This window comes from Thiocystis minor (genome assembly GCF_016653465.1).
GTDB classification, from domain to species: domain Bacteria; phylum Pseudomonadota; class Gammaproteobacteria; order Chromatiales; family Chromatiaceae; genus Chromatium; species Chromatium minus.
Genome location: NZ_NHSQ01000151.1, coordinates 50,326 through 74,398, shown reverse-complemented (window position 1 = coordinate 74,398; position 24,073 = coordinate 50,326). Strand labels below are relative to the sequence as shown.

Genomic DNA, 24,073 nt, shown 5'->3' with positions numbered 1-24,073 from the left:
GGCGATCGAAGGTTATAGCACCATTGCGGCGATGCGTCTTGGCGCTCTGTTCCGGCCAATCCAGTCCGGGAAATGAAGCGCGATTTGGTTTAATCCCCGCTGAAACGATCCCACAAAAGCCTGCCCGAGATCGCGATGGAGGCCGCCACCAGCACCGGACGCACCAGTGCCGCGCCATGGCGTAGCACCAGATGCGAACCAAGCCAAGCGCCGATCAACTGGCCACACGCCATCAGGGCGGCGAGTGTCCAGACGATTTGTCCGCCGGCCAGGAAGAACAGCAGGGCCGCCAGATTGCTGGTAAAGTTGAGCGCCTTGGCATGGGCGGTGGCGCGACGCAGGTTGTAGCCGAGCAGCGCGACATAACCCATGGCGAACAAGGTGCCGGCCCCCGGACCGAAGAAGCCGTCGTAAAAGCCGACCCCCAGGCCAATCGTCAACGCGAAGGCCGGCACGCCGATCCGCTGGTGCGAATCCAGGTCGGAGACGCGCGGCGACCGCCAGAAGTAGAGCGCGAAGGCAATCAGCAGCGCGGGGATCAAACCTTGCAGCAAGGCGTTGTCGAGCCGCTGCACCAGCACCGCCCCGGCGGCGGCGCCGCTGAAGGTACAGAGGACCGCTAGCGCGATCCCGCGCGGCTCCACGTATCCCTTGCGGACAAAGTGGGCAGTCGCCATCCCGCTGCCGAAGACCGCCTGGGCCTTATTCGTCGCCAGGGTTTCGAGCGGCGTCAGTCCGGCCCAGAGCAGCGCCGGAATCGTGATGAGTCCGCCTCCGCCGGCGATGGCATCGACGCCTCCGGCGAGCAGGGCGGCCAGGAACAAGACAATGGCAGGATCGAGTGATTCCATGTTGAGCGTTCTTCTCGTTTCTTCGCTGACCGCGCGCGCGTCGCCGCGACCCGAGCCCCGGCGTCGCGGCCTTGGCGGGGCGGGCGTATTCGCGCTCCTCGTCCTGATGACCGGCCTGCTGCCCGGCTGCGCCAGCCTCGTCGAGTCCTGGAAGGCACCCGAGGTGGCACTGATCGGGCTGCAACCGAAAGAGTTGGGGCTGACGCGACAGGTGTTCATCGCGACTCTGGCGGTCAAAAACCCGAACGACCGCACCCTGCCGATCAAGGCCATGACCTACCGGCTTGCACTGGAGGGTCAGGATGTAGCCGAGGGCGGCGGTGCCCTGGATCGGCAGATTCCGGCCTTCGGCGAGACGACGGTCGATGTCGAGGTCATCGGCAGCCTGCTCGGTCTGCTCCAGCAGTTGCCTGTGCTGGCGCTCAAAGAACGTCCGCTGAACTGGACCGTCTCCGGGACGGCGACGCTGGCCGGCGGCTTGATCACGCTACCCTATCGCTACTCGGGCAAGATCGACGCGCGGGAACTGACCGCCGGGGGGCCACGTTCGTTCTGATTGTGCCTGACGGCGTGGTGAATAACAGCGGCGGGATGCCGCAACCGCGGCTGGCGCCGACTCTCGAACGCCTGTCGCCGTCGCTCTCCGAGGATGCGCTGTTCGCTCGCTTTATGCGAGAGTTCGGTGACACGTCGAGGGCAGAGTTCCTGGATCTCGCCGGCAACCCGCTGATCGTCGATCGCAACCTCTTTCTGAACCGCAAGAACGAATGGAAAATCATGAAGGGCGAGCGGGCGCCGTGGCTGCTCTATACGGCCATCAACATCAAGGAACCTGACGAAATCTGGTTGGAACCGGGGCGGCGGGGTGGAGCGGACAAGCTGTATTTTTTCAGCCGGTTCGATGTTGAACGGCGGGGGTTTTTGGCCTGTCTTGCGGTCTTTGAGCGAGAGCAGGGCGCGTTGGGAATGTGGGCGGGCAAAACGAATTACGCGACGACACAATTTGGCTATATCGAGCGCAAACGCAATGTCGAAATCATCGACGCCAGGATGCTGTATCGGAGGCGGGACTAGGGGAGGGGCGTCCCCCCTATCCAAGCAGGTTGCTGGTGAGCCACGTCCCGACCTCGCAACCAACCCTTACCCTAAGTAGAGTAGAACCTCGCTTCCGAAGATACAACCCGGTGTCGATCAAGCGCTCCTGGGGCAAAATGCGCAGACCCTGTCCTGGCCGGCAAGTACCTCCATTCATTCGACCCTCGGAAACCCATGCCCGCACTCGCAGTCCAGCAACTCACCAAGACCTATAAAGGCGGCTTTCAGGCACTCAAGGGGATCGACCTCGGTGTGGAGCAAGGCGACTTCTTCGCGCTGCTTGGCCCCAATGGCGCCGGCAAATCCACCTTCATCGGGATCGTCGCCTCGCTGGTCAACAAGACCGCCGGCAGCGTGAACGTCTTCGGTCACGACCTCGACCGCGATCCCGAGGGCGTCAAATCCTGCATCGGCCTGGTCCCCCAGGAGTTCAACTTCAACCTCTTCCTGCCGGTGTTCGAGGTGGTGCTGAATCAGGCCGGTTATTACGGCATCCCGCGCCGCGAGGCCAAGGTCCGGGCCGAACGATCGCTACGCCAGCTCGATCTCTGGGACCGGCGCGACAGTGAGATGCGCACGCTGTCCGGCGGACTCAAGCGGCGGCTGATGATCGCGCGCGCGCTGGTCCACCGGCCCCGGCTGCTCATCCTGGACGAGCCGACCGCCGGGGTCGACATCGAGATTCGCCGTTCGATGTGGTCCTTCCTGCGCGAACTGAACGCCGAGGGCACGACCATCATTCTCACGACGCATTATCTGGAGGAAGCGGAGAGTCTCTGCCGCAACATCGCCATCATCAACCGGGGCGAGATCGCCGAGCGCAGCAGCGTGGCCGACCTGCTCAACACCCTGCATACCGAGACCTTCGTGTTGAATCTCAAGGGGCGAGTGTCCGAACTCCCCGAACTCGGCGGTTTCGTGCTCCAGCACTTGGACGACTGCACGCTGGAAGTGGAGATGAATCGCGACCACACCATCAACGGTCTGTTCGACGCGCTCTCGCGCAACGGCATCGAGGTCATCAGTCTGCGCAACAAACAGAACCGGCTGGAGCGCTTGTTCCTGGAGATGGTCGACCGGCGCGCGACCGAAGCGGGAGACGGCGCATGACTCGTCTCCTGAGCGACTGGCACCGCTACTGGATTACCTTCGCGACCATCCTGACCAAGGAGATCCTGCGTTTCACACGCATCTGGGTGCAGACCATCCTGCCGTCGGTGATCACCACCACGCTCTATTTCGTCATCTTCGGACGCCTGATCGGCGACCGCATCGGCACCATGGAGGGTTTCGCCTACCTCGATTTTATCGTCCCAGGGCTGGTGTTGATGGGGGTCATCACCAATTCCTATTCCAACGTCGTCTCCTCGTTCTACAGCAGCAAATTTTCCCGCTATATCGAGGAACTGCTGATCTCGCCGGCGCCCAACTGGGTGATCCTGGCCGGCTACGTGGCGGGCGGCGTGGCGCGCGGGCTGGTGGTCGGCGGCGCGGTCATGCTGGTGGCGATGGTCTTTACCGACCTCCAGATCCACAGCCTCGGAATCATGCTGCTCATCTGTCTGATGACCGCCACCCTCTTCTCGCTCGGCGGCTTCATCAATGCCATCTACGCCAACAGCTTCGATGATATTTCCATCGTCCCGACCTTCGTGCTGACGCCCCTGACCTATTTGGGCGGCGTCTTCTATTCCATCGAACTCCTGCCCGACGTCTGGCAAATCCTGTCGCTCGCCAATCCACTGCTCTACATGGTCAACGCCTTCCGCTACGGACTGCTCGGGGTCAGCGACATCCCGATCGGGCTAGCCTTCGGCATGATCCTGATCCTCATCGTCGTGCTCGCCGCCATCAGCCTGAATCTGCTGCGCCGGGGCGTGGGGATCAAGACCTGAAGGCTGGCCGCGGCAACCGGTAAGGCGTGCTTTAGACTCGCAACAAGTCCGCATGCCGCTTCCGCAGTTTCGCGAGCTTGGGCGAAATCACGGCCTGGCAGTAGCCCTGCGCGGGATTGCGGCGGTAATAGTCCTGATGATCGGTCTCGGCGGGGTAAAACGTCGGCACTGGCTGGAGTTGGGTGACGATCGGGTCCGGCCACACCTGAGCGGCCGTCATTGCGGCGATCACCCGCTCCGCAGTCGCTCGCTGGGTGTTGGAATGATAAAAAATCACGGAGCGGTACTGGGTTCCGGCATCCGCGCCCTGGCGGTTGAGGGTCGTCGGATCATGGATGGTGAAAAAGACCTCCAGGAGCGTGCCGAAATCGATCGCGCGATTGTCGAAGGTGACGCGAACCACCTCGGCATGCCCCGTGGCACCGCCGCAAACCTCTTGATAGCTGGGATTCTCGGCGAGACCTCCCGCGTATCCAGATATGACGGATTCGACCCCCTGGAGTCTCTGAAAGGCCGCTTCCAGGCACCAGAAGCATCCACCGCCAAGCGTCGTCGTTTCAATGGCCATGCGTCATTCCTCTTCAGGATAGAAGACTACCGGGGCGCGCGGTCGGTTCGCGCAACGCGCATCCGCTTTACCCAACATGCGGTCAGTGACGATCAACGCCAACCGGGGCCGGCTCGGCAGCGGCGGGAAACGCGCTTCACATCACGCCGTGGCGGCTTGCCATTGAGTCTTGCGTCGGCATGTTCGCGAGTACGAATTCGTCATCGACAAGCATGAGGATGCTGGGTCATTCTCGACTCCGATAAACAATGTGCCGAGTGACCTGCATCGCTGGTCACCCGCGGCACTCGGCGAGATGCGGGATACCATGAATGCAGAATCGATCCGTGTGCGTGGTCTGGTCCAGGGCGTCGGTTTCCGGCCCACGGTCTGGCGCCTCGCCCGCGCTTGCGGTCTGGTCGGGGATGTCCTCAACGATGGCGCGGGCGTCCTGATCCGTGTCCAGGCGGACGACCGTCAGACCATTGATCGGTTCTGCGAGCGGCTACGGGCGGAGTGTCCGCCACTGGCGCGGATCGAGAGCATCGAACGCACCCCGCTCGCCGCCGGGCTGGAGACGGACGCGTTTGCGATCCTGGCGAGCGCCGCCACCGAGGTACAGACCGGCATCGTCGCCGATGCCGCCACCTGTCCCGACTGCGCCGCCGAGATCCTGGACCCGACGGATCGCCGCTACCGCTATCCCTTTACCAACTGCACCCACTGCGGGCCGCGGCTCAGCATCGTCCGGGGCATCCCCTATGATCGGGCCTGGACCAGCATGGCGGTCTTTCCGATGTGCCCGGTCTGCGCCGGGGAATACGCCAATCCAGCCGACCGCCGCTTTCACGCGCAGCCCAATGCCTGTCCCGACTGCGGCCCCAGGGTCTGGCTGACCGACGCCGAAGGGCGCGAGCTGGATCCGGCCGGCTTCGGCGCGGTTGACGCCATCGCGGCGGCCAGCCGTCTGCTGGCCGAGGGGCGCATCCTCGCCATCAAGGGGATCGGCGGCTTTCATCTCGCCTGCGATGCCGCCAACGCGGCGGCGGTTGCCGAACTGCGCCGGCGCAAGCGCCGCTTCGGCAAGCCCTTCGCGCTGATGGCGCGGGATCTGGAGACGATCCGCGCCGTCTGCCGGGTCACGGACGCGGATGCCGCGCTGCTGGAAAGCCCGGCGGCGCCGATTCTGTTGCTGGACATGCGAGCGCCTCGGAGCGGTGAGGATGGGCAGGTTTCGCGTTGCCCATCCGACGCAACGGCTCTAGCTCCGGAGATCGCGCCGGGTCAGACCACGCTCGGCTTCATGCTGCCCTACAGTCCGCTGCATCGTCTGCTGCTGGCCGACTGGGCGCGTCCGCTGGTCATGACCAGCGGCAACCTGAGCGAGGAGCCCCAGTGTATCGACAACCTGGACGCGGCCAAGCGCCTGAGCCCGCTGGCGGATTTCTCGCTGCTGCATGATCGCGCGATCGTGAATCGGGTCGACGACTCGGTGGTGAGGGTGATGGCCGGAGCGCCGCGCCTCCTGCGCCGCGCGCGCGGCTATGCCCCCTCCCCCATCCGGCTGCCGCCGGGCTTCGCGGATGCGCCGCCGATCCTCGCCTTCGGCGGCGAACTCAAAAACACCCTCTGTTTGGCGCGTGACGGTCAGGCGATCCTCTCCCAGCACCTGGGCGATCTGGAAGACGCCCGCACCGCGCGCGAATACGAGGCCACGCTCGCGCTCTATCTCGAACTCTTCCAGCACCGGCCACGGCTGCTGGCCGTGGATCTGCACCCCGACTACCGCTCCAGCCTTCTCGGGCGCGACTGGGCCGCCCGCGCCGATCTGCCACTGGTCGGCGTGCAGCATCATCACGCCCATCTGGCCTCGGCGCTGGCCGACAACGGTTGGCCGCTGGAGGCCGGCCCGGTCCTCGGCATCCTGCTCGACGGACTCGGCTATGGCGATGACGGCACGCTCTGGGGCGGCGAGTTTCTGGCCGCCGATTACCGCGACTACCGACGGATTGGACATCTGAAGCCGGTTCCGCTGCCGGGCGGAACCCAGGCGATCCTGGAGCCCTGGCGCAGCCTGTACGCGCAGCTTGAGTACGCCCGCGGCTGGGATGAAATGCAGGCCCGTTATCCCCATCTGAGCCTCGTCCGGCGGCTGGACGAAAAACCGCTCGGCGTGCTGCGAATCCTGATGGAGCGCGGACTCAACGCCCCCCCGTCCAGTTCCGCCGGCCGGCTGTTCGACGCGGTGGCGGCGACGCTCGGGCTTGGCGGCGAGCGCGTGACCTACGAGGGACAGGCGGCCATCGAACTGGAAGCGGCGGCCTCGCGGGCGATGGAGACGGCGGGTCCAGGCTATCCGTTCGCGACCCTCGCCACGCCATCGGCGACCGTGCTGGATGCCGCGCCGCTCTGGGATGCGCTGTTCGACGACCTGACGCAAGGCGTTGCGAGCGATCGGATCGCCGCCCGTTTTCATCTCGGATTCAGCGCCGCGCTCGTCGATGTGGGGCTGGAACTGGCCGCGCGCAATGGGCTGGACACGGTCGCGCTGTCGGGCGGCGTGTTTCAAAACCGCCTCCTCCTGGAATCCGTCGCGGACGGCTTCAGCGCGGCTGGACTGCGCGTCCTCATGCAGCAACAGGTGCCCGCGAACGATGGCGGACTCTCGCTCGGCCAGGCCTGCGTCGCGGCGGCGCAATCGCTGCCCGCCTCATCTCGCCAGCCCTAACACACGCAGTTGAACCGCAAAGAGCAGAAGTACCATGAAAAATTTTCTCGAACTGATCAAGAATTGTCTGACCGACATCAAGGAGATCATGCCCTGGGATCTGGAGGAACGGATTCAAGAGAATCCCGACCTGCTTATCCTCGATGTCCGCGAGCCGGACGAGTTTGCCGCCATGCATCTCCCCGGCTCGCTGAACATCCCGCGCGGCATCCTGGAATCCGCCTGCGAGTGGGACTATGAGGAGACGATCCCCGAACTGGTCCGAGCGCGCGAGCGCGAGATCGTCGTGGTGTGCCGTTCCGGCTATCGCAGCATCCTCGCCGCCCATTCGCTGACCGTGCTGGGCTACGAACAGGTCGCCTCGCTCCAGACGGGACTGCGGGGCTGGAAGGACTACGAACAGCCGCTGGTCGACCAGGCCGGGAAGTCGGTCGATCTGGACGACGCGGATGTCTATTTCACGCCACGGCTGCGCCCGGATCAGCGACGGCCCGCCGTTTAGAGGATATCCGGTTCAGCCCACGTCGGGCGGAATGCGATCGCGGTTCCGCAGACCGCGAGCAATCAATCCGTCCTCTTTTCCCCGCCCATCACGCCGTGCGGGCGAGGCTGGTCCAATGGATGACCGTGCCGTGCAACTCCTTGAGTCCGAGCGGCTTGCTCAGATAGTCGTCCATGCCGGCGTCCAGGCACAGTTCCTGGTCGCCCGGCATGGCCAGTGCCGTGAGCGCGATGATCGGCGTCAGTCTGAATGCGGGATCCGCGCGTAAGCGACGCGTGGTCTCCAGCCCGTCCATGTCCGGCATCTGCACATCCATCAGGATGATATCGGGACGTTGCTCGCAGGCCAGCGCAATGGCTTTGAGGCCATTGTGGGCGGTGAGCACTTCGCAGCCCTTGATCCGGAGATAGGCCGCGAGCATCTCCAGGTTGCCTTCATTGTCGTCGACCAGCAGGACGCGCGGATGAGGGAGCGCCTCGGCCTTGGCCTTGGTTGGCGAGTCGGCGACGGCGTCTTGTCCCGGCCGGAACTGGTCGGTGTTCTGCGCACGCGGATCCCAGGGCAGGATGATCTCGAAACGGCTGCCCCGCCCGAGATCGCTCTGTATCTCGATGCGACCCTGGTGCAGTTCGGCCATCCCGGCGGTGAGCGCAAGCCCGAGCCCGGTGCCGTCATACTGGCGCGCGGGCCGACTGTCCAACTGGACAAAGGGCTGAAACAGTCGGTCGAACTGATCGGCGGGGATCCCCACGCCGGTGTCCCAGATGCCGATCCGCAGCTCGCATCGATCGGCGTCCGCGTTGACATCCAGCCCGACCGCCCCACCCTGGGGCGTGAACTTGACCGCATTGCCGAGCAGGTTCACCAGCATCTGCTTGAGTCGTCGGCTATCCCCACGGACCAGATGCGCCTTGGGATCGAGCTTCATGGAGACGGTCAGTTCCTTGCGCTTGGCCGAGGGACCGACCAAACGCAGGCTGGCGTCGCAGAGTTGATGCATGGGCACCGCGTCCCAGCGCAGGGTCATCTTTCCGGAAGCCACCCGAGACATGTCCAGGATGTCATTGATGAGTTCGAGCAGATGAATCCCGTTTTCATGGATCATGCGGGCGGCCCTTTCCTGCCGCGGGCTCAAGGGCCCAATCAGTCCGTCCCCCATGGTTTCGGAGAGCCCGAGGATGGAGGTGAGCGGGGTCCGTAACTCATGACTCATGGCGGCGAGAAACTCGTCCTTCGCCTGTGACGTGCGGGCCAGCTCCGCATTAGCCCGATCGAGCTCCAGGGTACGGCGATGCACCCGGTCGGCCAGTTGGGAGCGCTCCTCCGCGAGCGCGTTATGCGCCGTGAGCAGTGCCGCCTCCGCCGCCTTGCGCGCGGAGATATCGGAGAAGGTGACAACCGCTCCCACGAGTTGCCCGTCCCGATGGATCGGGTGGGCGTCGTATTCGACAGGAAAGTAACTGCCGTCCGGACGCCAGAATACCTCGTCGTCGACGCGCGCCGAGATCCCTTCGCGATAGGTCACGGCGGCCTTGCAGCAATGGGCTGGATAATCCGTGCCGTCTTCCCGCGAGTGATGCACCGTCTCGTGCATGTTGCGGCCCTGGAGTGCGTCCGGCGCCCGGTAGCCGAGCATCCGTGCGGCGGCGGGATTGCAGAAGGTACAGCATCCATCGGTATCGACCCCATAGATACCCTCGCCGGTCGACTCCAGGAGCAGGCGGGATCTCGCCTCGCTCTGGCTCAGCGTCGCCTGGAAGCAGGCCAGGTTCGTCTGCATCGTCTTGAGCGCGGCGAGCATCTGGGCCTGTTCGTCGATACCGGTCACCTCGATGGGGGTGGAGAAATCGCCCGCGCTGACCCGTCGGGCGATCGCCGTGGCGGTGGCGATGGGCTGTCCGATGGTGCGGTCGACGAGCCAGATGAGGAGCAGGACCGCACCGCTCATGAAGCCGACCATCGCAAACGGAACCCGCTGTTCCAGGCGTCTGGTCGCGGTGTCGATCTGTGTCAAAGTGATTTGCTTGTGGGCGAGTGCGGCGGTCACGACCTCATCGATCAGGTCGGTCGGCTCTCGGTCGATCCCGCGCACCCGCCGATCGACATCCAGTTGCGGGCTCGTCTCCCGCGGTCGATAGTAGGCCAGCGCGGCCCGGTATTCCTGACCAAGCCGCCGGTGTGCATCCAGAAAATGGGTGGCGGTAGCGGTGGCGCACGCCTGATCGTTCCCGTCCAGTAAGCGGATGAGTTGCCCGATGGTTTCCTCGGTGCGCCTCTCTTCCTGCTCGAAGCGAGCAAGATAGTCCGCGTAGAGTCCAGGCTCCTGTCCCCGCAGGAGGATATTTTTCCATTCCTGCACCTGTTTCTTGAAATGAACCTGTGCCGAGAGTGCGGTCGTGACGATCCGCGAGCTGGTCTCGCGCACCTCCGCTTCCCGCTCCGATGCCTGCCTGAGCAGGAGGAATCCATCAAGGCTGATGGCCAGATTGACGATCAGAATGGCGATCAGGCCGCCGGCGAGCTTGGTTCGGATTTGCATGCAATGCCTATGGCAGTGGCGACAACGGACCTCGCCGATGCCAAAAATTCTCACTGTCAGCAGTCTCGGTGGAATCGCCAACAGAATGTTCCAGGCCGACCGGTGAATCTTCAGCAACCGCCCGCTTGATGTCGCCCCTTGACCCTTTCACGCGATCACCGCCTCCCGGCGCCAGGCGTCCCGTGTACTCGTGCTGAGCGGAGCCGAAGTATGCACCAGCACCTCCCCGCGATCCGCCCGCCATTCGGCAAGCACCGAGCGGGTCGCCTGCCGTCCGTCGATCCGGATCGAATGCTCGTCGGGCCGGTGCGTATGCCCGTGGATGAGCCGAACGGCCCCGTAGCGCCGGAGAACCGCGATGACCGCCTGTTGATTCACGTCCATGATCCCTTCGGGTTTGACCGCGTTGGCGGCGCCACTCTTGCGACGATACTCGGCGGCGAGCGCCCGGCGGTTCGCCAGGGATTTCCAGAGAAAGAGTCGCTGCACCAGCGGATTGCGGACCCGGCGTCGAAATTTCTGATAGGCCGGATCGTCGGTGCAGAGCAGATCGCCGTGCATCAGCAGCGTCGGCTCGCCGTCGAAGCGGGTCAGGGTCGGATCGGTTAAACGCTGGCAGCCGGTGTCCCGAAAGAAGGCGCGCCCGAGGAGAAAATCGCGGTTGCCGTGCATCAGCGCGCACGCGACGCCAGAGGCGGTCAGTGCGCGCAAGGCCGCGCGGACCTGGAGGTTCATCGGCGTCTCGTCGTCGTCCCCGATCCAAGCGTCGAAGAGATCGCCGAGGATGTACAGGCATTGGGCGCGACGGGCGCGGCCAGCCAGAAAGCGCAGCAGGAGATCGACGGTGGCCGGGCGCTCCGGCGAGAGATGAAGGTCGGAGATGAAGAGTGTTTCCATCCTCAGTCCAGCGGATCCTTGGAGCGCGCCACGGGTTTTTTCCGGCCAGTCGTCCGCCGGAGCGTGGCCCTTCCGGAAGCGCGGGCGTCTGGCCGGAGAGCCGGCGCGATTTCCTCCTCTCCCGGAAACGGATCGGAATGCAGCTCGGGATCGGCATCCCGGACCCGACGCCGGGGCGCCTTTTGACGGGGCGCCTCCGCCCCGGCCCGAGCGCGCTTCGGTGCGACGGTCGGCCGGCGCGCGGATCCTGGAGCCGACTCGGAGATGGCCAGGATCAGGCCCAGGCTGATGAAGCCCGTCAGCAGACTGCTTCCGCCGTGACTGATGAAGGGCAGCGTGATGCCGGTCAGCGGGATGAACTTAGTCACGCCGCCGAGGTTCAGAAAGGTCTGGGTGGCGAGCACGCTGACCAGCCCGACCGTCACCAGCTTCCCGAAGGACGAGCGCGTCTGGTCCGCGATCCCCAGTCCGCGGCTGAAGAAGATCAGGAAGAAGACCACCACCAGCGTGCAGCCGACGAAACCAAGCTCCTCGCCGATCACCGAATAGATGAAGTCCGACTGCGCGATTGGGGTGTATTCCGGGTTGCCCCGACCGAAACCCTCGCCCCAGAGTCCGCCCGAATACATCCCGGACAGCCCCTGTAGGATCTGCCAACTGTTGCCGGTCGGATCGTCGAAGGGGGACTGCCAAGCCGCGATGCGGCTTTGTCCGTGCGAGAAGAACGTCAGAACCAGAGCGCCCAGCCCGGCGGCGCCCAGGCCGCCGAGGACCAGATAACCGATCCGCCCGGTACCGACGAACAGCATGACGAGCAGGGTCACGCCGAGGATGACGAGCATCCCCAGGTCGCGTTGGAACAGGAGCAGTCCGGCGAGCACCGCCAGGAAGCCCAAGAGCGGCAGCAGATCGCGCAGCGGCGGGCGGGGAAAGCCCTTGCCCCAGTTGCTCAGCGGCTTGGCATGGCGGTCGATGAAGCTTGCCAGAAAGAGCACCACGGTCACCTTGAGCAGTTCGGTCGGCGTGATGAGCCCGGCCCCATAGACGGCGCCCCGATAACGCTGTCCGATCAACAGGAGCACCACCACCAGGGCCAGCGAGAGTCCGCCCCAGATCCAGAGACCGGCGGCGAGCCGTTCATAGCGCCCGTGCATCAGGGCGACGCAGGCGGTCAACATCAGGAGAACGCCAAGCGGGAACAGAAAAAGGCCCGGTCCCGCAAGATCGCTGGTGTCGAAGGCACCCATGCGGTACTGGGCCAGCAGACCGAAGCCCGAGAGAAAGGCGAGGGTCGCGAGCAGGATCTGATCGCCCTGAAACCGGACCGCCACCAGGCTCAGATGCATGACGAGCAGAGAAATTGCGTAGACGAACAGCGGCAGAAGATCCGGCGGGCGGAGCGGACGCCCGGCGGCCAGACCGGAACTCAGCACCATCAGAAATCCCAGCGTCATGCAAAGCAGACACAGCAGAAGCAAACGCCGCTCAGGCCAGCGGAGGTCCCAGACGTCCAACAGGGTCGAACGGGAGGCGAGAGGTTTTGGTTGCAACGTCATCGGTCCGGGTAGTCATCGCCAGGCATCCCCCGCGACGGCGGGCGGGAAGACGTCGGCGTCATCTTGAGGTGGCGACGAACGTACCTGAAGAGTTGCCGCCTGTCGATGATCGGGGGCCAGCAATCGCTCTGAAAAATCCTTTGTTCTATCTCTGGCGACTCTTGGTTGGATAATCGAGCCCCTGTGCGGTCAGCTAGCGCTTAACTGCTCAAGTTCCGAGACCAGGGCCTTCTCGTTGTCGTTGTCGTTGTCGTTGTCGATTATTCGCCATGTCGAGACCACGACAACGACCTGAGACAGTCTTGGGACTTTCGCACAGTTGCACTAGGTTACCTTGATGCGCAGTTGTTCACCGGTCTCCGGATCGCTGAGATGCACTGCGCAGGCGATGCAAGGGTCGAAGGAGTGAATGGTGCGCAGAACCTCGATCGGCTGCTTGACGTCGACCAACTGGTGGTTGTCCTGTAACGCCGCTTCGTAGGCACCGGCCTGATCGCTCGGGTCGCGCGGTCCGGCGTTCCAGGTCGAGGGCACCACGGCCTGATAGTTGTCGATCTTGCCGTCCTTGATGACGATCCAGTGCCCCAGGGCGCCGCGAGGAGCTTCCATGTAGCCGGCGCCTCGTGCCTCGGAAGGCCAGGTGGATGGATCCCAGAGGGTGTCGTTGAAGGTTCGGGTGTCGCCAGCCTTGATATTGGCGATCAGCGCGTCTTGCCAGCCCTGCATGGCGTCGACCATCACCTTGGTTTCCAGGGTGCGGGCGGCGGTGCGACCCAAGGTCGAGAACAATGCTTCCACCGGCAGATCGAGCGTCGACAGGGTCATCTCGACCAGCTCCTTGGTCTGCGCGTGGCCATTGGCGTAGAGCAGCAGGACGCGCGCCAGCGGACCGACCTCGACCGCCTGACCCTTCCAGCGCGGGGCCTTGATCCAGGAATAACCGTCGTTGACATCCAGTTGGGCGTAAGGCGGTTTGACGCCGCCGCGGGCGTCGTATTCCAGCTTGGTTTCACCGTCGTAGGGGTGCAGTCCCCGCGCCTTGCCGTCGGCATAGTCGTACCAGGAGTGGGCGACGAACTCCTGAATCTGGCTCGCGTCATGGAGATCGACTTCGTGGATCGTCGAGAGATCGCGATTCAAGATCACCCCGCGTGGGAAGAGGAAGGTCGCGGGGTCCATGAAGCCGCTGCCGGGCAGGTCGCCATAACAGAGGAAATTGCCCAGCCCTTCGCCGCGACTGCCCCAGTCCTTGTAGAAACCGGCGATGGCGAGGGTGTCCGGGACATAGACCTGATCCACGAAGGTCTGCATGGATTGGATGATGTTCTGGATTTCCGCGAACCGCTTGGCGTTGATGGCCGAGTCCGATTCGAGATCGATCGGGCAGGCGACGCCGCCGACGACGAAGTTCGGATGCGGGTTCTTGCCGCCGAAAATGGCGTGCAGCTTCGCCGCATCGCGCTGCCAGGCGAGCGCCTCCAGATAATGGGCCACCGCCATCAGGTTCGCCTCGGGCGGCAGCTTGTAGGCCGGATGCCCCCAATAGCCGTTGGCGAAGATCCCGAGCTGGCCGGATTCGACGAAGGTCTTGATCCGCTTCTGGGTGTCGGCGAAATAGCCGGGCGAGGATTTGGGCCAGGCGCTGATGGATTGCGCGAGCGCCGACGTTGCCTTGGGATCGGCGCTCAGTGCGCTGACCACGTCCACCCAGTCCAGCGCATGCAGATGGTAGAAGTGCATGACGTGATCGTGCACATACTGGGCGCCGATCATCAGATTGCGGATCAACTGGGCGTTGGCCGGCAGTTCGATCTTGAGCGCGTCTTCCACCGATCGCACCGAGGCGATGCCGTGGACCAGGGTACAGACACCGCAGATACGCTGGGCGAAGGCCCAGGCGTCGCGAGGGTCGCGACCCTTGAGGATGGTCTCGACCCCGCGCACCGAGGTGCCCGAGCTATAGGCTTGGGCGATGTTGGCGCCGTCCATCTGGGCCTCGATGCGCAGATGGCCCTCGATGCGGGTAATCGGGTCGACGACGAGTCGTTCACTCATGTTCGCGTGCCTCTTTCTCGACCAGATGGTCGGCAATCATTTCGGTCAGACCGACCACCGGGATCTCCATGTTGAACTCTTCCAGGCCCTCTTCGAGCTGGGTGCGGCAGGTGGCGCACATGGTCACCATGCGCTCCGGCGCGACCTCCTCGATCTGCGCCTTCTTGCGCTTGAATGCCGCCAACTTGAGCGGCTCGGCGCGTTCGTTGGAACTCACGCCGCCGCCCGCGCCGCAGCACCACTGGAATTTGCCGTGCTCCTTCAGCTCGACGAAGTTGTCGGCGACCAGATTCATCAGATTGCGCTGCTGCTGAATAACGCCGCTCTTGCGCGCCAGGTTGCAGGGATCGTGCATCGACAACCGATCGCTTTCCATGCCCTCGGTCTGGATGCGCCCGGCGGCGCGCAGTTCGTCCAGCACCTCGATGATGTGGAAGACTCGGAAGGGATAAGGACGCCCGATCAGATTCGGCCCCTCCCAGCGGATCGCGGTGTAGGCGTGACCGCACTCGGGGCTGATCACATTCGCCACCTTGAGTTTCTCGGCAGCGGCCACGACCCGTTCGACCAACTGGGCGGCAATGTCCTTGTTGCCGATCTGGATGCCGGCGTTGGTGGCCTCGAAGCACTGCGTCGACAGGGTCCAGGTCACCCCGGCATGGTCGAAGATCTTGGCGATGGCTTCCAGGTACTCGGGGAAGTTGATGATCTCCATCGACGAGAGCAGGACCAGATAGTCGACGCCGGCCTTGTCGACCGGGACTTCCATCCCCGTGCTGTCCTCGACATGCTTGATCTGGACCGCCAGCGTTTTCCATTGCAGGCCCATGGGGCTGCCGGTTTGAATGGCGCGCACCGAGGCGGCGATCAGACCTTCCGGCGCATGTCCCGACTGGACCATGCCCTCGCGCGATTTGCGGATCATATAGGCCAGGTCGTTACCGACCGGACAGACCAGCGAGCAGCGTCCGCACATGGAGCAGGAGTCGTAGAGCAGTTCTTCCCACTCGGCCAGCATCTCATCGGTCACTTTCTGCTGGAGTCCGAACAGCCCCTTGAGCTTGCCCCAGAGGGTGAATTCGTTTTCCCAGACCAGGCGCAAGGGTTCGAGCTTCAGGATCGGCGTGTACTTGGGATCGCCGGTCTCCAGATAGAAAGGGCAGGACTGAGCGCAGATCCCGCAATGCACGCAGCTTGAAAAGAAGGCCGCAGTTGGCGCGTCGATCTCGGCGCGAAAGGCCGCTAGGCCCCGTTCGAGTGTCAGCTCGCTCATGACTGAACCCCCTTGCGGCCGAACGCGGCCCCGTTGTACCAGCGTGCGATGAACGTGGTGAAAATGTGCGTGAGTTTGGTGAAGGGCAGAATGATCAGCAGGATCTCGGCCATCAGGATGTGCATTCCGAGCGCCACCGGGTAGGGGTTGACGAGGCGGTGATAGGCCAGATAGCCGGTCAGCACGACCAGGAAGACGACCGTCCAGACCAGATAATCCTCGATGGTGCTGATGCGCTGTTTTACCGGATGGGTCAAGCGGTGCACCAAGGTCGCGACCAACGCGATCAGGGTGATGGCGGTGACCAGGTCGACGACCGGATTCGGCAGCGCCGGCCAGGCGATACCGAACAGTCCCTTGATCAGCTCGGCATGGGGCACGAACAGCAGGAGCGCGATCAGGAAGCCGATGTGCCAGACCCAGCCCACGACCACGTTGAAAGAGGCGCGCTGAAAGGTGCCGGGGTCGGCGATGGTGCGGGTGAAGACCGTCCTCAAACCCGGCAGCCATTCGCCGGCACGGGGCTCGGCATAATTGGGCTTGCGTCCGAGCAGAAAAATCTCGGCGAGACGCGCAAACAGACCGATGGCGAAGATCGCCAGCGCGATGTCGAACATCGGCCCCTTGGTCCATAGCAGAAATTCCATCGAGCCGCTCATAGCTTGTCCTCCAACTCCTCGACCGTGACCGGCTGGCGATGCGCGACGATGGTCTTGGTCTCCTTTTTCGCCAGGACGGTGGCCGCGCCACCGACGACCGCGCCGAGAGCACCAGCCGCCAGAATGGCACCGGACGTGGCGGTGATCGGGACGGACAAAGGTTCATAGAAGCCGCCGGCATCCCAGAAACTCGGCTCGGAGCAGCCCAGACAGGGATGACCGGACTCGATCGGCCAACTGGTGCCGTCATTCCACTTCATCGTGGCGCAGGCGTTGTAGGTGCTCGGTCCCTTGCAGCCCAGCCGGTAGAGACACCAGCCCAGCTTGGCGCCTTCGTCGTCGAAACTCTCGGCAAACAGGCCCCGGTCATAGAAGGGGCGGCGATAGCAGCGGTCGTGGATCGACTGGCCGAAGAAGGCCAGCGGTCGGTGATAGGCGTCCAGTTCGGGCAGACGCCCGAAGGTCAGATAATGGGTCAGCACGCCGGTGATCACCATGGGGATCGGCGGACAGCCGGAGACATTGATGACCGGCTTATCCTTGACCAGATCCATCACCGACCTGGCGCCGGTCGGGTTGGGATTGGCCTGGGGCAATCCGCCGAACGCGGCGCAGGTGCCGACCGCGATCACGGCGGCGGCATGCTCCACCGTCTCCATCAGAATGTCGTAGTTGCTCTGTCCGGCGACGGTCGAGAAGCCCGGATTCGAATCCGGCCCCGGAATGGAGCCGTCCACGATCACCAGATATTCGCCCTTGTTGTCCTCCATCGCCTGGAGACGGGCCTCCTCGGCGGCCTCCCCGGCGGCGGCCTGGAGCGTATGGTGATAGTCCAGCGAGATGATGTTGAGGATCAGATCCTCCAGCGTCGGCGCATGACTGCGGGTCAGCGATTCGGTACAGCCGGTGCATTCCTGGAACGACAGCCAGATCACCGAGGGGCGTCGGGCGGCGTCGAGCGCGGCGGCGATCACCGGCACCATGCTCGGCGGCAGGGCCATCATGGAAGCGGTCGCCGCGCAGAATTTGAGAAAGCCACGGCGCGAAAGGCCATGGTCGCGCAGGCTTTCGCCCAGGGTTTTATCGGGGGTCTTGCGGACGGGCATGGTCCCTCCTTCAGGGTCAGGACGGTCGAGGCGGGTTGCTCTGGCCTTCGTCCATGCGGGCATCGAGCGTGGCGATCGCCTCCGCGAGGTCTTGCGGCTGCGGGCGCAGGATCTCCGGCACGGGAGCGATCTCGATATGCAGCGTCAGGCGCTGTGAGTCGGCATTCTGGTAGTCCACCAGCCAGACGCCGGGGATCGCGGTTTCCTGGATCAGCGTCAGCCCCATCGCCGAGACGCTGGCCTGAACCTCGCCTGTTCCCAGCCAGGCCCGCAGACGGTCCAGATCGCCGGGGCCGAACGGCATGGCATTGAGGTCGATGCGGGTTTCCTCGCCGGTCGCGATCAGGCGTTCGAGGGCGTGGCGGATTTCATGCAGGATCGGCAGGGTATGACCGTGATCTTGAGGCTTGCCAGCGCAAGGCGCCTTCGATCCAAGGGTGACTGAAAGCTGTTCCACGCCTGACCTATGCTGAATCACAGGAATAAGTCAAAGAACTTTAGCCTCTTTGTACCATCGTGAAGTTGACGTGGCGCAGGCTTTTTTAGCAATTTAAAGAATTAGCAAGCTCCAATGTCTCTCGGCTTGCCACCTGTCGAGTTTGAGTTACCCTAATGGTTGAGATCGTGACTACCGTGAGCGTTATCGAGTATCGAGCGAGATCGACAGATCATCCGACGCGGGACATCTAAATCATGTCGTCGCGTGGTTTCTACTTCGAGGATCCCACCTGAATGGCTAAAATCACCAATGACCAGGAACTCCGTGCCGCACTCAATCGGCTGACGGGAGAGCAACAGCGCCTGCTCGGTTCCCGGTTTGCCGAGAATATCCTGCGCCTTAGCCGGGATGAGCGCATCCACCGCGCCATCGCAACGGGTCTACGGGACGATGTCACGCCGGGCGAACTGGAAGACGCCTTCAAGGCCGCGCGCGCCTATACCGTCAAAACCTACACCGATTGCGGCAAGGATACCGATTGGCTGGCTCAGGCCGATCACTTCGTTGCCGCCGCCGCCGCCGCCGCGCTGACTCCGGATGAGCTTATGACGGAGCGACAGAACCGCGCCTGGAAGGCGGCCGTCCAGGCACGGATGGCGGTCAACTGCGCCATGATGGAAGATGACACGGCCTCCGAGTCCGCCGAGGCGCATCAGCAGTACGCCCTCGCCAACGCCTTTCTGGATTAAACCGCGTCCAGTGCGGTCTGCGATGTTTTTGGATTGGATCAATCCCGGATCCGTCTGTCGGGCGGGCTGCCTCCTCCGCCCGGCAGCGTGATCAACCGTCAGGGTCAGCAGGAATGACAGTAATATCTCGGCAGTCCGGAGATCCGGCAAGCCTGCTTGCAGCCTCCATTCGGAAACAGACCTTCCAGGTGCTTGCGGGTGCAGGGGACGTGTGCGGACAGTTCCGTGCCGATCGCCTTGATGATGACTCGCGGCGATGGCGGCATCTCATGGGCGTCGTAGTATTCTCGTAGGAAGTAAATGATTTTCCAATGGCATTCGGAAAGGACGAGACCTTCGTCTTCCGCCAATGCCTCGGCGACGCTCATGCTCCAATCATCGAAGTTGGCGAGAAGACGTTGCTTGTTAAACGCCAAATCCCGTCCCGCGATTTGCATGGTGGACATATTTCGCTCCTCCACCCGAGGGTGGTCTACGCTTGCTGGTGGTTTTATCGCCTTCCGGTGGCGGTTTTTTCCCTGTTAAAAAATCGGTTTCGATTGGATCGGCGGGCAATTGATGATTATCAATCGCCCGCGACCCAAAGCATGCACGAAAATTTCCAGGATGCAACTCGCCTCTCGAACCCGCCCCTTGTCTACGCGGTCACGGCGCACAGGACACGAGGAAACCTCAGGCGGACCAGAGCGGCCCTTCTTCCATGGCCGCGATCTGTTCGCGCAGCTGCAGAATATGGTTCTGCCAATAATGTTGGTTGCCGAACCAGGTGAAGGCGGCCGGAAAGGCTGGATCCTCCCAGCGGCGGGCGAGCCAGGCGGCATGGTGAATGATGCGCAGGGTGCGCAGCGCCTCGATCAGATGCAGTTCGCGCGGGTCGAATTCCTGAAAATCCTCGTAACCGGCCAGAACGTCGGCAAGCTGGCGGCTCATTTCGCCGCGCTCGCCCGAAAGCAGCATCCACAGATCCTGCACCGCCGGACCCATGCGGGCGTCGTCGAAGTCAACGAAGTGCGGTCCGGCATCGGTCCAGAGCAGATTGCCGAGATGACAGTCGCCGTGAAGCCGGAGGTATTGCACCGAACCGGCGCGTTCATAGCAGGCCCGCACGCCCTGAAGCGCCTGATCGACCACGCTGGTATAGGCGGGTAGCAAGTCGCTCGGAATCCAGTCGTTGGCCAGCAGGAACGCGCGCGGTTCGGTGCCGAAGCTGTCGATGTCGAGGGTCGGGCGATGCGCGAAGGGCGCGACGGCCCCGATGGCATGAATGCGTCCGATGAAACGCCCGATCCATTCCAGCACCGTCGCGTCCTCCAGTTCCGGGGTGCGTCCGCCCCGGCGCGGGGTCAGCGAGAAGCGATGGCCGCCGAATGCATGCAAGGTGCGACCATCGATGAGCGACGGCGGGACGGCCGGAATCTCGTGTTCGGCCAACGTCAGGGTGAAGGCATGTTCTTCCAGGATGGCCTCGTCGCTCCAGCGTCCCGGTCGGTAGAATTTGGCGATGACCGGCGTGGATTCATCGAGACCGACCTGATAGACCCGGTTTTCATAGCTGTTCAGCGCCAGCAGACGCCCATCGGTCAGGAGTCCGAGACTCTCCACCGCATCGAGCACGAGATCCGGGGTGAGATTGGCATAGGGGGTTGGATTGGGTGTGGTCATGACAGGATTCTATACCTCGCCCCCGTGGTTTGTCCGTCCCGCGCGGAGCCGTTGCGAATTGCGCCGCGACCGGCGGGCGGGCATGATGCATCGGCTTTTCCTGCGTCCACATTCGCGAGGTAACGACTCACATGCATGGCTTTTCACGCCCATTCCACATCTTATTCCTCGTGCTGCTGGGGTGTGCAACAACGCCCGTATCCGCCGCGCCCCTGCGTTTCTTCGCCACTGGCGATGCGCCCTATGCACCGGCCGAAATACCGCCGTTACAACGGCTGTTCGCGGCCGCGATCACCCAGCGGACGCCGTTTCTGGTCCATATCGGCGACATCAAGGACGGCAGCACGCCCTGCACCGACGCCAGTCTCAAGGACATCGCCGAGCTGTTCCGCGCCCAGCCCGTGCCGGTGGTCTACACGCCTGGCGATAATGAATGGACCGATTGTCATCGCGAAAAGGCCGGTGGGTTCGATCCGCGCGAGCGGCTCGCGCGGTTGCGCGACGTTTTTTTCGAGGATCCCGAGGTGCTGCGTCTCGCGGCGCTCGGTGTAAGCCCACTAGACCGGTGGGATGGCGTCTCGACCTACCCGGAGATTTACTCCTTCCTGCGCGAGCAGGTGCTGTTCGTCGCGTTGCATGTGGTCGGCAGCGACAATGGCTATCGCGAGGACGACCCGGCCGCGATAGCCGAGTTCGAGCGACGCGACAAGGCCAACCTCGACGCTCTGCGCCACGCGACCCGTCTGGCCAACGCGCGGGGCGCGCGAGCGATGGTGCTGCTGTTCCACGCGAATCCGCACTTTCACAAGACCCGTTCGCCGCACGGCTTTGACGCGACAAGACGCGCGCTGGTGCAACTGATGGCGGAGTATGCGGGGCCGGTCCTGCTGATTCATGGCGACACGCACAGTTACAAGCATGACCGACCCCTGATCGATCCCGGCACCGGCCAGCCCTTTGCGCGTTTCGTCCGGGCCGAGGTACCGGGTTCGCCCGTCGTCGGCGGCATCTGGGTGAGCGTCGACCCGGACGCGGACGAGCCCTTTGATATCGAGGAGGTGTATCCGATGTCGCTGGATGCTCTGGGGGAGTCATAATTTGATTGTACTCGGCCGAGTTGCCACCCTGGCGGATTCGGAAAACGCGATTTTTTGCTATGGGTCATCACATGAATTCACGTTGGCGCCCTGCTTTCGAGGCTGACTGCGATAGTCATCTGGCTGCCATCACCGCTCGGATCGCGCGCCCATCGCGATGAGCATTCCATCCGTCATCCTGTACGCCCTGCTGGGAGGAGCGCTCATAGCGTTGTTCCTGGGATGGCGCCACTGGCGTGCGCAGTGCATCCGCGCACGGGCGTCGAGGCAGCGCTTGTCAGCACATCCGCCATCTCGGGCCATGCGGTCAGCCGCGTCCACCCAAGGTTTTCACGACCCGCTCACGGTGGAACCGGACGTCTGGCGACCACCCCCGCGTCAGCAACTGATGCGCCGTCAGGCCGCCCTGCTGCACGCGGTCGCCGAACAACCGACCGAACGCTTGACGGCTTCGAGCGCGCGGCGGATCGCGGGCGATCCACGGCAGCGCCTCCAGGCAGACATCGCGGCGCGGATCGTCGAGGACAGCCATCTGGCGCCGACTGAACCCTCGGCCATCGATCAAGAACTCCCGCGACCCATTGACGGAGCGAACTTGCCGCGTCTCGGGCGCAAGCGCCAGGGTCTGGAAAGTCTCATTACCGAAATTCCCTCCACCAGCGAGGGACACCGCCATGAACCGAACGCGCACTGATTCGCGGCCCCCCTCGCCGGAGGTCGTCGCCATCGCCAGCCAGCAAGGGGGCGTCGGCAAGAGCACAACGGCGCTCAATCTCGCCATCGCACTGGTTGCCGCGGGCCGTACCGTTTTGCTGATGGATCTGGACCCGCATGGACAGACCGGCTTGACCCTGATGTCCGGCGTCCAGCCCGGCGGCACGGAACGCATGCTTCGCGAGGCGAGTCTGACCCGCGAGATGATGACTGCCACCGAGATTCCGGATCTCTTTCTGGTGCCGGCCGGCCCCGGTCTGAGCGGTCTCGAAAGCGAGCTGGGCCTGCTCGGCGACAGTCGGACCCGGCTGCATCAGGCGCTCGCGACCTTGCCCGCGCTGCCGTTCCATTTCGATTTCATCGTGATCGACTGCCCACCGTCCGTGGGACTGCTCACCCTGAATGCCCTGGCCGCCGCACACCGGATCCTGTTGCCCGTGCCCTGCGAACCCGGTGTCATCGAAGGTCTCCCAACCCTCCTCAAGACCATCGGCCGCTTGCGCGCCGGTCTCCAGCAGCCGCTGCTCGGCGTGCATCTGCTGCTCGTCCGGCGCACCCCAAGCGCATCCGCTCAGGCGCTGGCCAAAACCTTGCGTCAGGAGTATGAGCCTCTCATGCTGCTGACCGAGATTCCGCTTGACGATGCGGTCAGGGATGCCGGCGAGCGCGGCCTGCCATTATTGGCGCACTGTCTGCCGTGCGATGCCAGCCAAGCCTATCTGGAGCTGGCCGCGGAATGGCGATGGAGACACGAAGAACGCCAACAACCGGAGCATCGCTGGTCTTTCCGGACGCGCCGGGCGCGCATGAGCCGCGATCGCGACAAGATGAGCAAACGCATCCAGGCCTGGCTCATGGATCCTTCGTCGCTGCTCTATGATGAGACCTGGGAGGCCAGGCGCCAGCAAACGGCACCTGCGTTCGACGAACTCTTCCGTACCCAACCGCCGAAGCGACGGGCGCGCGTTCTAACGCCGCTCCTGCTGCTTCTGGCCCTGTCGGTCGCGCTCTTGCTGCACTTCCGGTTGCCGGAGGCGCCCTGGCGGATGGGGTTAAACGGACTCCTGCCCGGTGCCGAACACCTGTTGCCGACTCATGTGCTATCCAGCATGGAAACGAGCATACCGGCCAGACCGGAGCCGGTCGACGCACCGGACAAACCGGAGACGGTGGACACATCGGACAAACCGGAGCTGGCATACACACCAGATGCCTGGGAATCGCTGTTCATGGGGGATGACACCGAAGACGCTGCGATGACAAACATCGTGGAGACCCTGGCGCCCGATGCGCCTGAACAAGCGGCGGGACCAGTGGAGATTCAGATCCCGCCCCTCCCCGATTACCGCTGGTATGCGCAGGTACTGGCCGGGCGTTCGCTGGATCGCGTTCGGGAAGACAGCCAAGTCTTCATGCGCAAGCACGCCGTTATGCTCGATCGCCTGAGGCTCGTGATCAGTCAATCGCGTTTTGGCGACGCGCGCGACGCATTCTATCGGTTGCGCGTCATCGGCTGGGACAGCCAGCGCGCGGCCGCGGACTGGTGCAAGCGTCTGCGCAACCGCGGTCAAGGGTGTCTGGTGATCCGCGTGGATGAGGACGCCGGCTGACGCGGATGTTGCGCGGCATTCCGCTCAAGGGATGGAGATGCCCTTGATCTCCATGCACATCCCACGCAACGAGAATGGATGACACGCCCCAAGACAGAC

22 protein-coding genes are annotated in these 24,073 nt (G+C 63.7%); 10 read left to right on the top strand and 12 right to left on the bottom strand.

Going from position 1 to position 24,073, the window contains the following annotated elements:
- Nucleotides 1-89 precede the first annotated feature (89 nt).
- A complete protein-coding gene (locus CCR95_RS20625) occupies nt 90-851 on the bottom strand; it encodes a TSUP family transporter (protein WP_201098000.1) in 762 nt (253 codons plus the stop codon).
- Between CCR95_RS20625 and CCR95_RS20620 the strand changes: the two genes are divergently transcribed.
- The 4 genes from CCR95_RS20620 to CCR95_RS20605 all read left to right on the top strand — a co-directional run bounded on the left by CCR95_RS20620 (nt 850) and on the right by CCR95_RS20605 (nt 3,841).
- Nucleotides 850-1,407 (top strand): LEA/WHy family protein, encoded by a 558-nt coding sequence (locus CCR95_RS20620; RefSeq protein ID WP_201097998.1) that lies wholly within the window; start codon nt 850-852, stop codon nt 1,405-1,407. The two genes, CCR95_RS20625 and CCR95_RS20620, sit on opposite strands and share 2 nt — an antisense overlap.
- A gap of 17 nt (nt 1,408-1,424) precedes the next feature.
- Nucleotides 1,425-1,925 (top strand): PBECR2 nuclease fold domain-containing protein, encoded by a 501-nt coding sequence (locus CCR95_RS20615; RefSeq protein WP_201097996.1) that lies wholly within the window; start codon nt 1,425-1,427, stop codon nt 1,923-1,925.
- Between the two features lie 195 nt (nt 1,926-2,120).
- Nucleotides 2,121-3,056, top strand: a complete 936-nt coding sequence (locus CCR95_RS20610) for an ABC transporter ATP-binding protein (RefSeq protein WP_201097994.1) — start codon at nt 2,121-2,123, stop codon at nt 3,054-3,056.
- The gene (locus tag CCR95_RS20605; RefSeq protein WP_201097992.1) at nt 3,053-3,841 is read left to right on the top strand and encodes an ABC transporter permease; all 789 of its coding nucleotides are present in this window, start codon (nt 3,053-3,055) and stop codon (nt 3,839-3,841) included. The genes CCR95_RS20610 and CCR95_RS20605 overlap by 4 nt, the downstream gene beginning before the upstream one ends.
- Nucleotides 3,842-3,872: 31 nt before the next feature.
- On the opposite strand, the gene msrA is transcribed toward CCR95_RS20605, so the two are convergent.
- A complete protein-coding gene (msrA, locus tag CCR95_RS20600) occupies nt 3,873-4,409 on the bottom strand; it encodes a peptide-methionine (S)-S-oxide reductase MsrA (protein WP_201097990.1) in 537 nt (178 codons plus the stop codon).
- Nucleotides 4,410-4,716: 307 nt separating this feature from the next.
- On the opposite strand from msrA, the gene hypF reads away from it, so the two are divergent.
- Together hypF and CCR95_RS20590 are read left to right on the top strand one after the other, a co-directional pair.
- A complete protein-coding gene (gene hypF / locus CCR95_RS20595) occupies nt 4,717-7,116 on the top strand; it encodes a carbamoyltransferase HypF (RefSeq protein WP_201097988.1) in 2,400 nt (799 codons plus the stop codon).
- 34 nt (nt 7,117-7,150) lie between these two features.
- Nucleotides 7,151-7,618, top strand: coding sequence for a rhodanese-like domain-containing protein (locus CCR95_RS20590; RefSeq protein WP_201097986.1), 468 nt, complete (start codon nt 7,151-7,153; stop codon nt 7,616-7,618).
- Nucleotides 7,619-7,706: 88 nt separating this feature from the next.
- On the opposite strand, the gene CCR95_RS20585 is transcribed toward CCR95_RS20590, so the two are convergent.
- The 8 genes from CCR95_RS20585 to CCR95_RS20550 all read right to left on the bottom strand — a co-directional run bounded on the left by CCR95_RS20585 (nt 7,707) and on the right by CCR95_RS20550 (nt 18,160).
- A complete protein-coding gene (locus tag CCR95_RS20585; RefSeq protein WP_201097984.1) occupies nt 7,707-10,157 on the bottom strand; it encodes a response regulator in 2,451 nt (816 codons plus the stop codon).
- 147 nt (nt 10,158-10,304) lie between these two features.
- Nucleotides 10,305-11,054, bottom strand: a complete 750-nt coding sequence (locus CCR95_RS20580) for a UDP-2,3-diacylglucosamine diphosphatase (protein WP_201097982.1) — start codon at nt 11,052-11,054, stop codon at nt 10,305-10,307.
- 2 nt (nt 11,055-11,056) lie between these two features.
- The gene (locus CCR95_RS20575) at nt 11,057-12,610 is read right to left on the bottom strand and encodes an FtsW/RodA/SpoVE family cell cycle protein (protein WP_201097980.1); all 1,554 of its coding nucleotides are present in this window, start codon (nt 12,608-12,610) and stop codon (nt 11,057-11,059) included.
- 324 nt (nt 12,611-12,934) lie between these two features.
- On the bottom strand, nt 12,935-14,665 hold the full coding sequence (locus CCR95_RS20570) for a nickel-dependent hydrogenase large subunit (RefSeq protein ID WP_201097977.1): 1,731 nt from the start codon (nt 14,663-14,665) through the stop codon (nt 12,935-12,937).
- Nucleotides 14,658-15,938 (bottom strand): (Fe-S)-binding protein, encoded by a 1,281-nt coding sequence (locus CCR95_RS20565; protein WP_201097975.1) that lies wholly within the window; start codon nt 15,936-15,938, stop codon nt 14,658-14,660. Before CCR95_RS20565 ends, CCR95_RS20570 begins: the two co-directional genes overlap by 8 nt.
- Entirely contained in the window at nt 15,935-16,597 is a 663-nt protein-coding gene (locus tag CCR95_RS20560) for a hypothetical protein (RefSeq protein ID WP_201097973.1), read from the bottom strand. The genes CCR95_RS20565 and CCR95_RS20560 overlap by 4 nt, the downstream gene beginning before the upstream one ends.
- Nucleotides 16,594-17,703: a hydrogenase small subunit gene (locus tag CCR95_RS20555; protein WP_201097971.1), complete on the bottom strand. Its 1,110-nt coding sequence runs from the start codon at nt 17,701-17,703 to the stop codon at nt 16,594-16,596. The genes CCR95_RS20560 and CCR95_RS20555 overlap by 4 nt, the downstream gene beginning before the upstream one ends.
- 16 nt (nt 17,704-17,719) lie before the next feature.
- Nucleotides 17,720-18,160: a hydrogenase expression/formation C-terminal domain-containing protein gene (locus tag CCR95_RS20550; RefSeq protein WP_201097969.1), complete on the bottom strand. Its 441-nt coding sequence runs from the start codon at nt 18,158-18,160 to the stop codon at nt 17,720-17,722.
- Nucleotides 18,161-18,435: 275 nt separating this feature from the next.
- Between CCR95_RS20550 and CCR95_RS20545 the strand changes: the two genes are divergently transcribed.
- Nucleotides 18,436-18,891: a hypothetical protein gene (locus tag CCR95_RS20545; RefSeq protein WP_201097967.1), complete on the top strand. Its 456-nt coding sequence runs from the start codon at nt 18,436-18,438 to the stop codon at nt 18,889-18,891.
- Nucleotides 18,892-18,995: 104 nt separating this feature from the next.
- Here CCR95_RS20545 and CCR95_RS20540 read toward each other — a convergent pair whose 3' ends face one another.
- Both CCR95_RS20540 and CCR95_RS20535 read right to left on the bottom strand, forming a co-directional pair.
- A complete protein-coding gene (locus tag CCR95_RS20540; RefSeq protein WP_201097965.1) occupies nt 18,996-19,337 on the bottom strand; it encodes a TusE/DsrC/DsvC family sulfur relay protein in 342 nt (113 codons plus the stop codon).
- Nucleotides 19,338-19,563: 226 nt separating this feature from the next.
- Entirely contained in the window at nt 19,564-20,553 is a 990-nt protein-coding gene (locus CCR95_RS20535) for a serine/threonine protein kinase (protein WP_201097963.1), read from the bottom strand.
- 131 nt (nt 20,554-20,684) lie between these two features.
- Here CCR95_RS20535 and CCR95_RS20530 point away from each other — a divergent pair, with 131 nt between their 5' ends.
- The 3 genes from CCR95_RS20530 to CCR95_RS20520 all read left to right on the top strand — a co-directional run bounded on the left by CCR95_RS20530 (nt 20,685) and on the right by CCR95_RS20520 (nt 23,974).
- A complete protein-coding gene (locus tag CCR95_RS20530; protein WP_201097961.1) occupies nt 20,685-21,650 on the top strand; it encodes a metallophosphoesterase family protein in 966 nt (321 codons plus the stop codon).
- A 157-nt stretch (nt 21,651-21,807) separates the two neighbouring features.
- A complete protein-coding gene (locus CCR95_RS20525; RefSeq protein ID WP_201097959.1) occupies nt 21,808-22,344 on the top strand; it encodes a hypothetical protein in 537 nt (178 codons plus the stop codon).
- Nucleotides 22,325-23,974, top strand: a complete 1,650-nt coding sequence (locus CCR95_RS20520; RefSeq protein WP_201097957.1) for a ParA family protein — start codon at nt 22,325-22,327, stop codon at nt 23,972-23,974. Before CCR95_RS20525 ends, CCR95_RS20520 begins: the two co-directional genes overlap by 20 nt.
- Nucleotides 23,975-24,073: the final 99 nt, after the last annotated feature.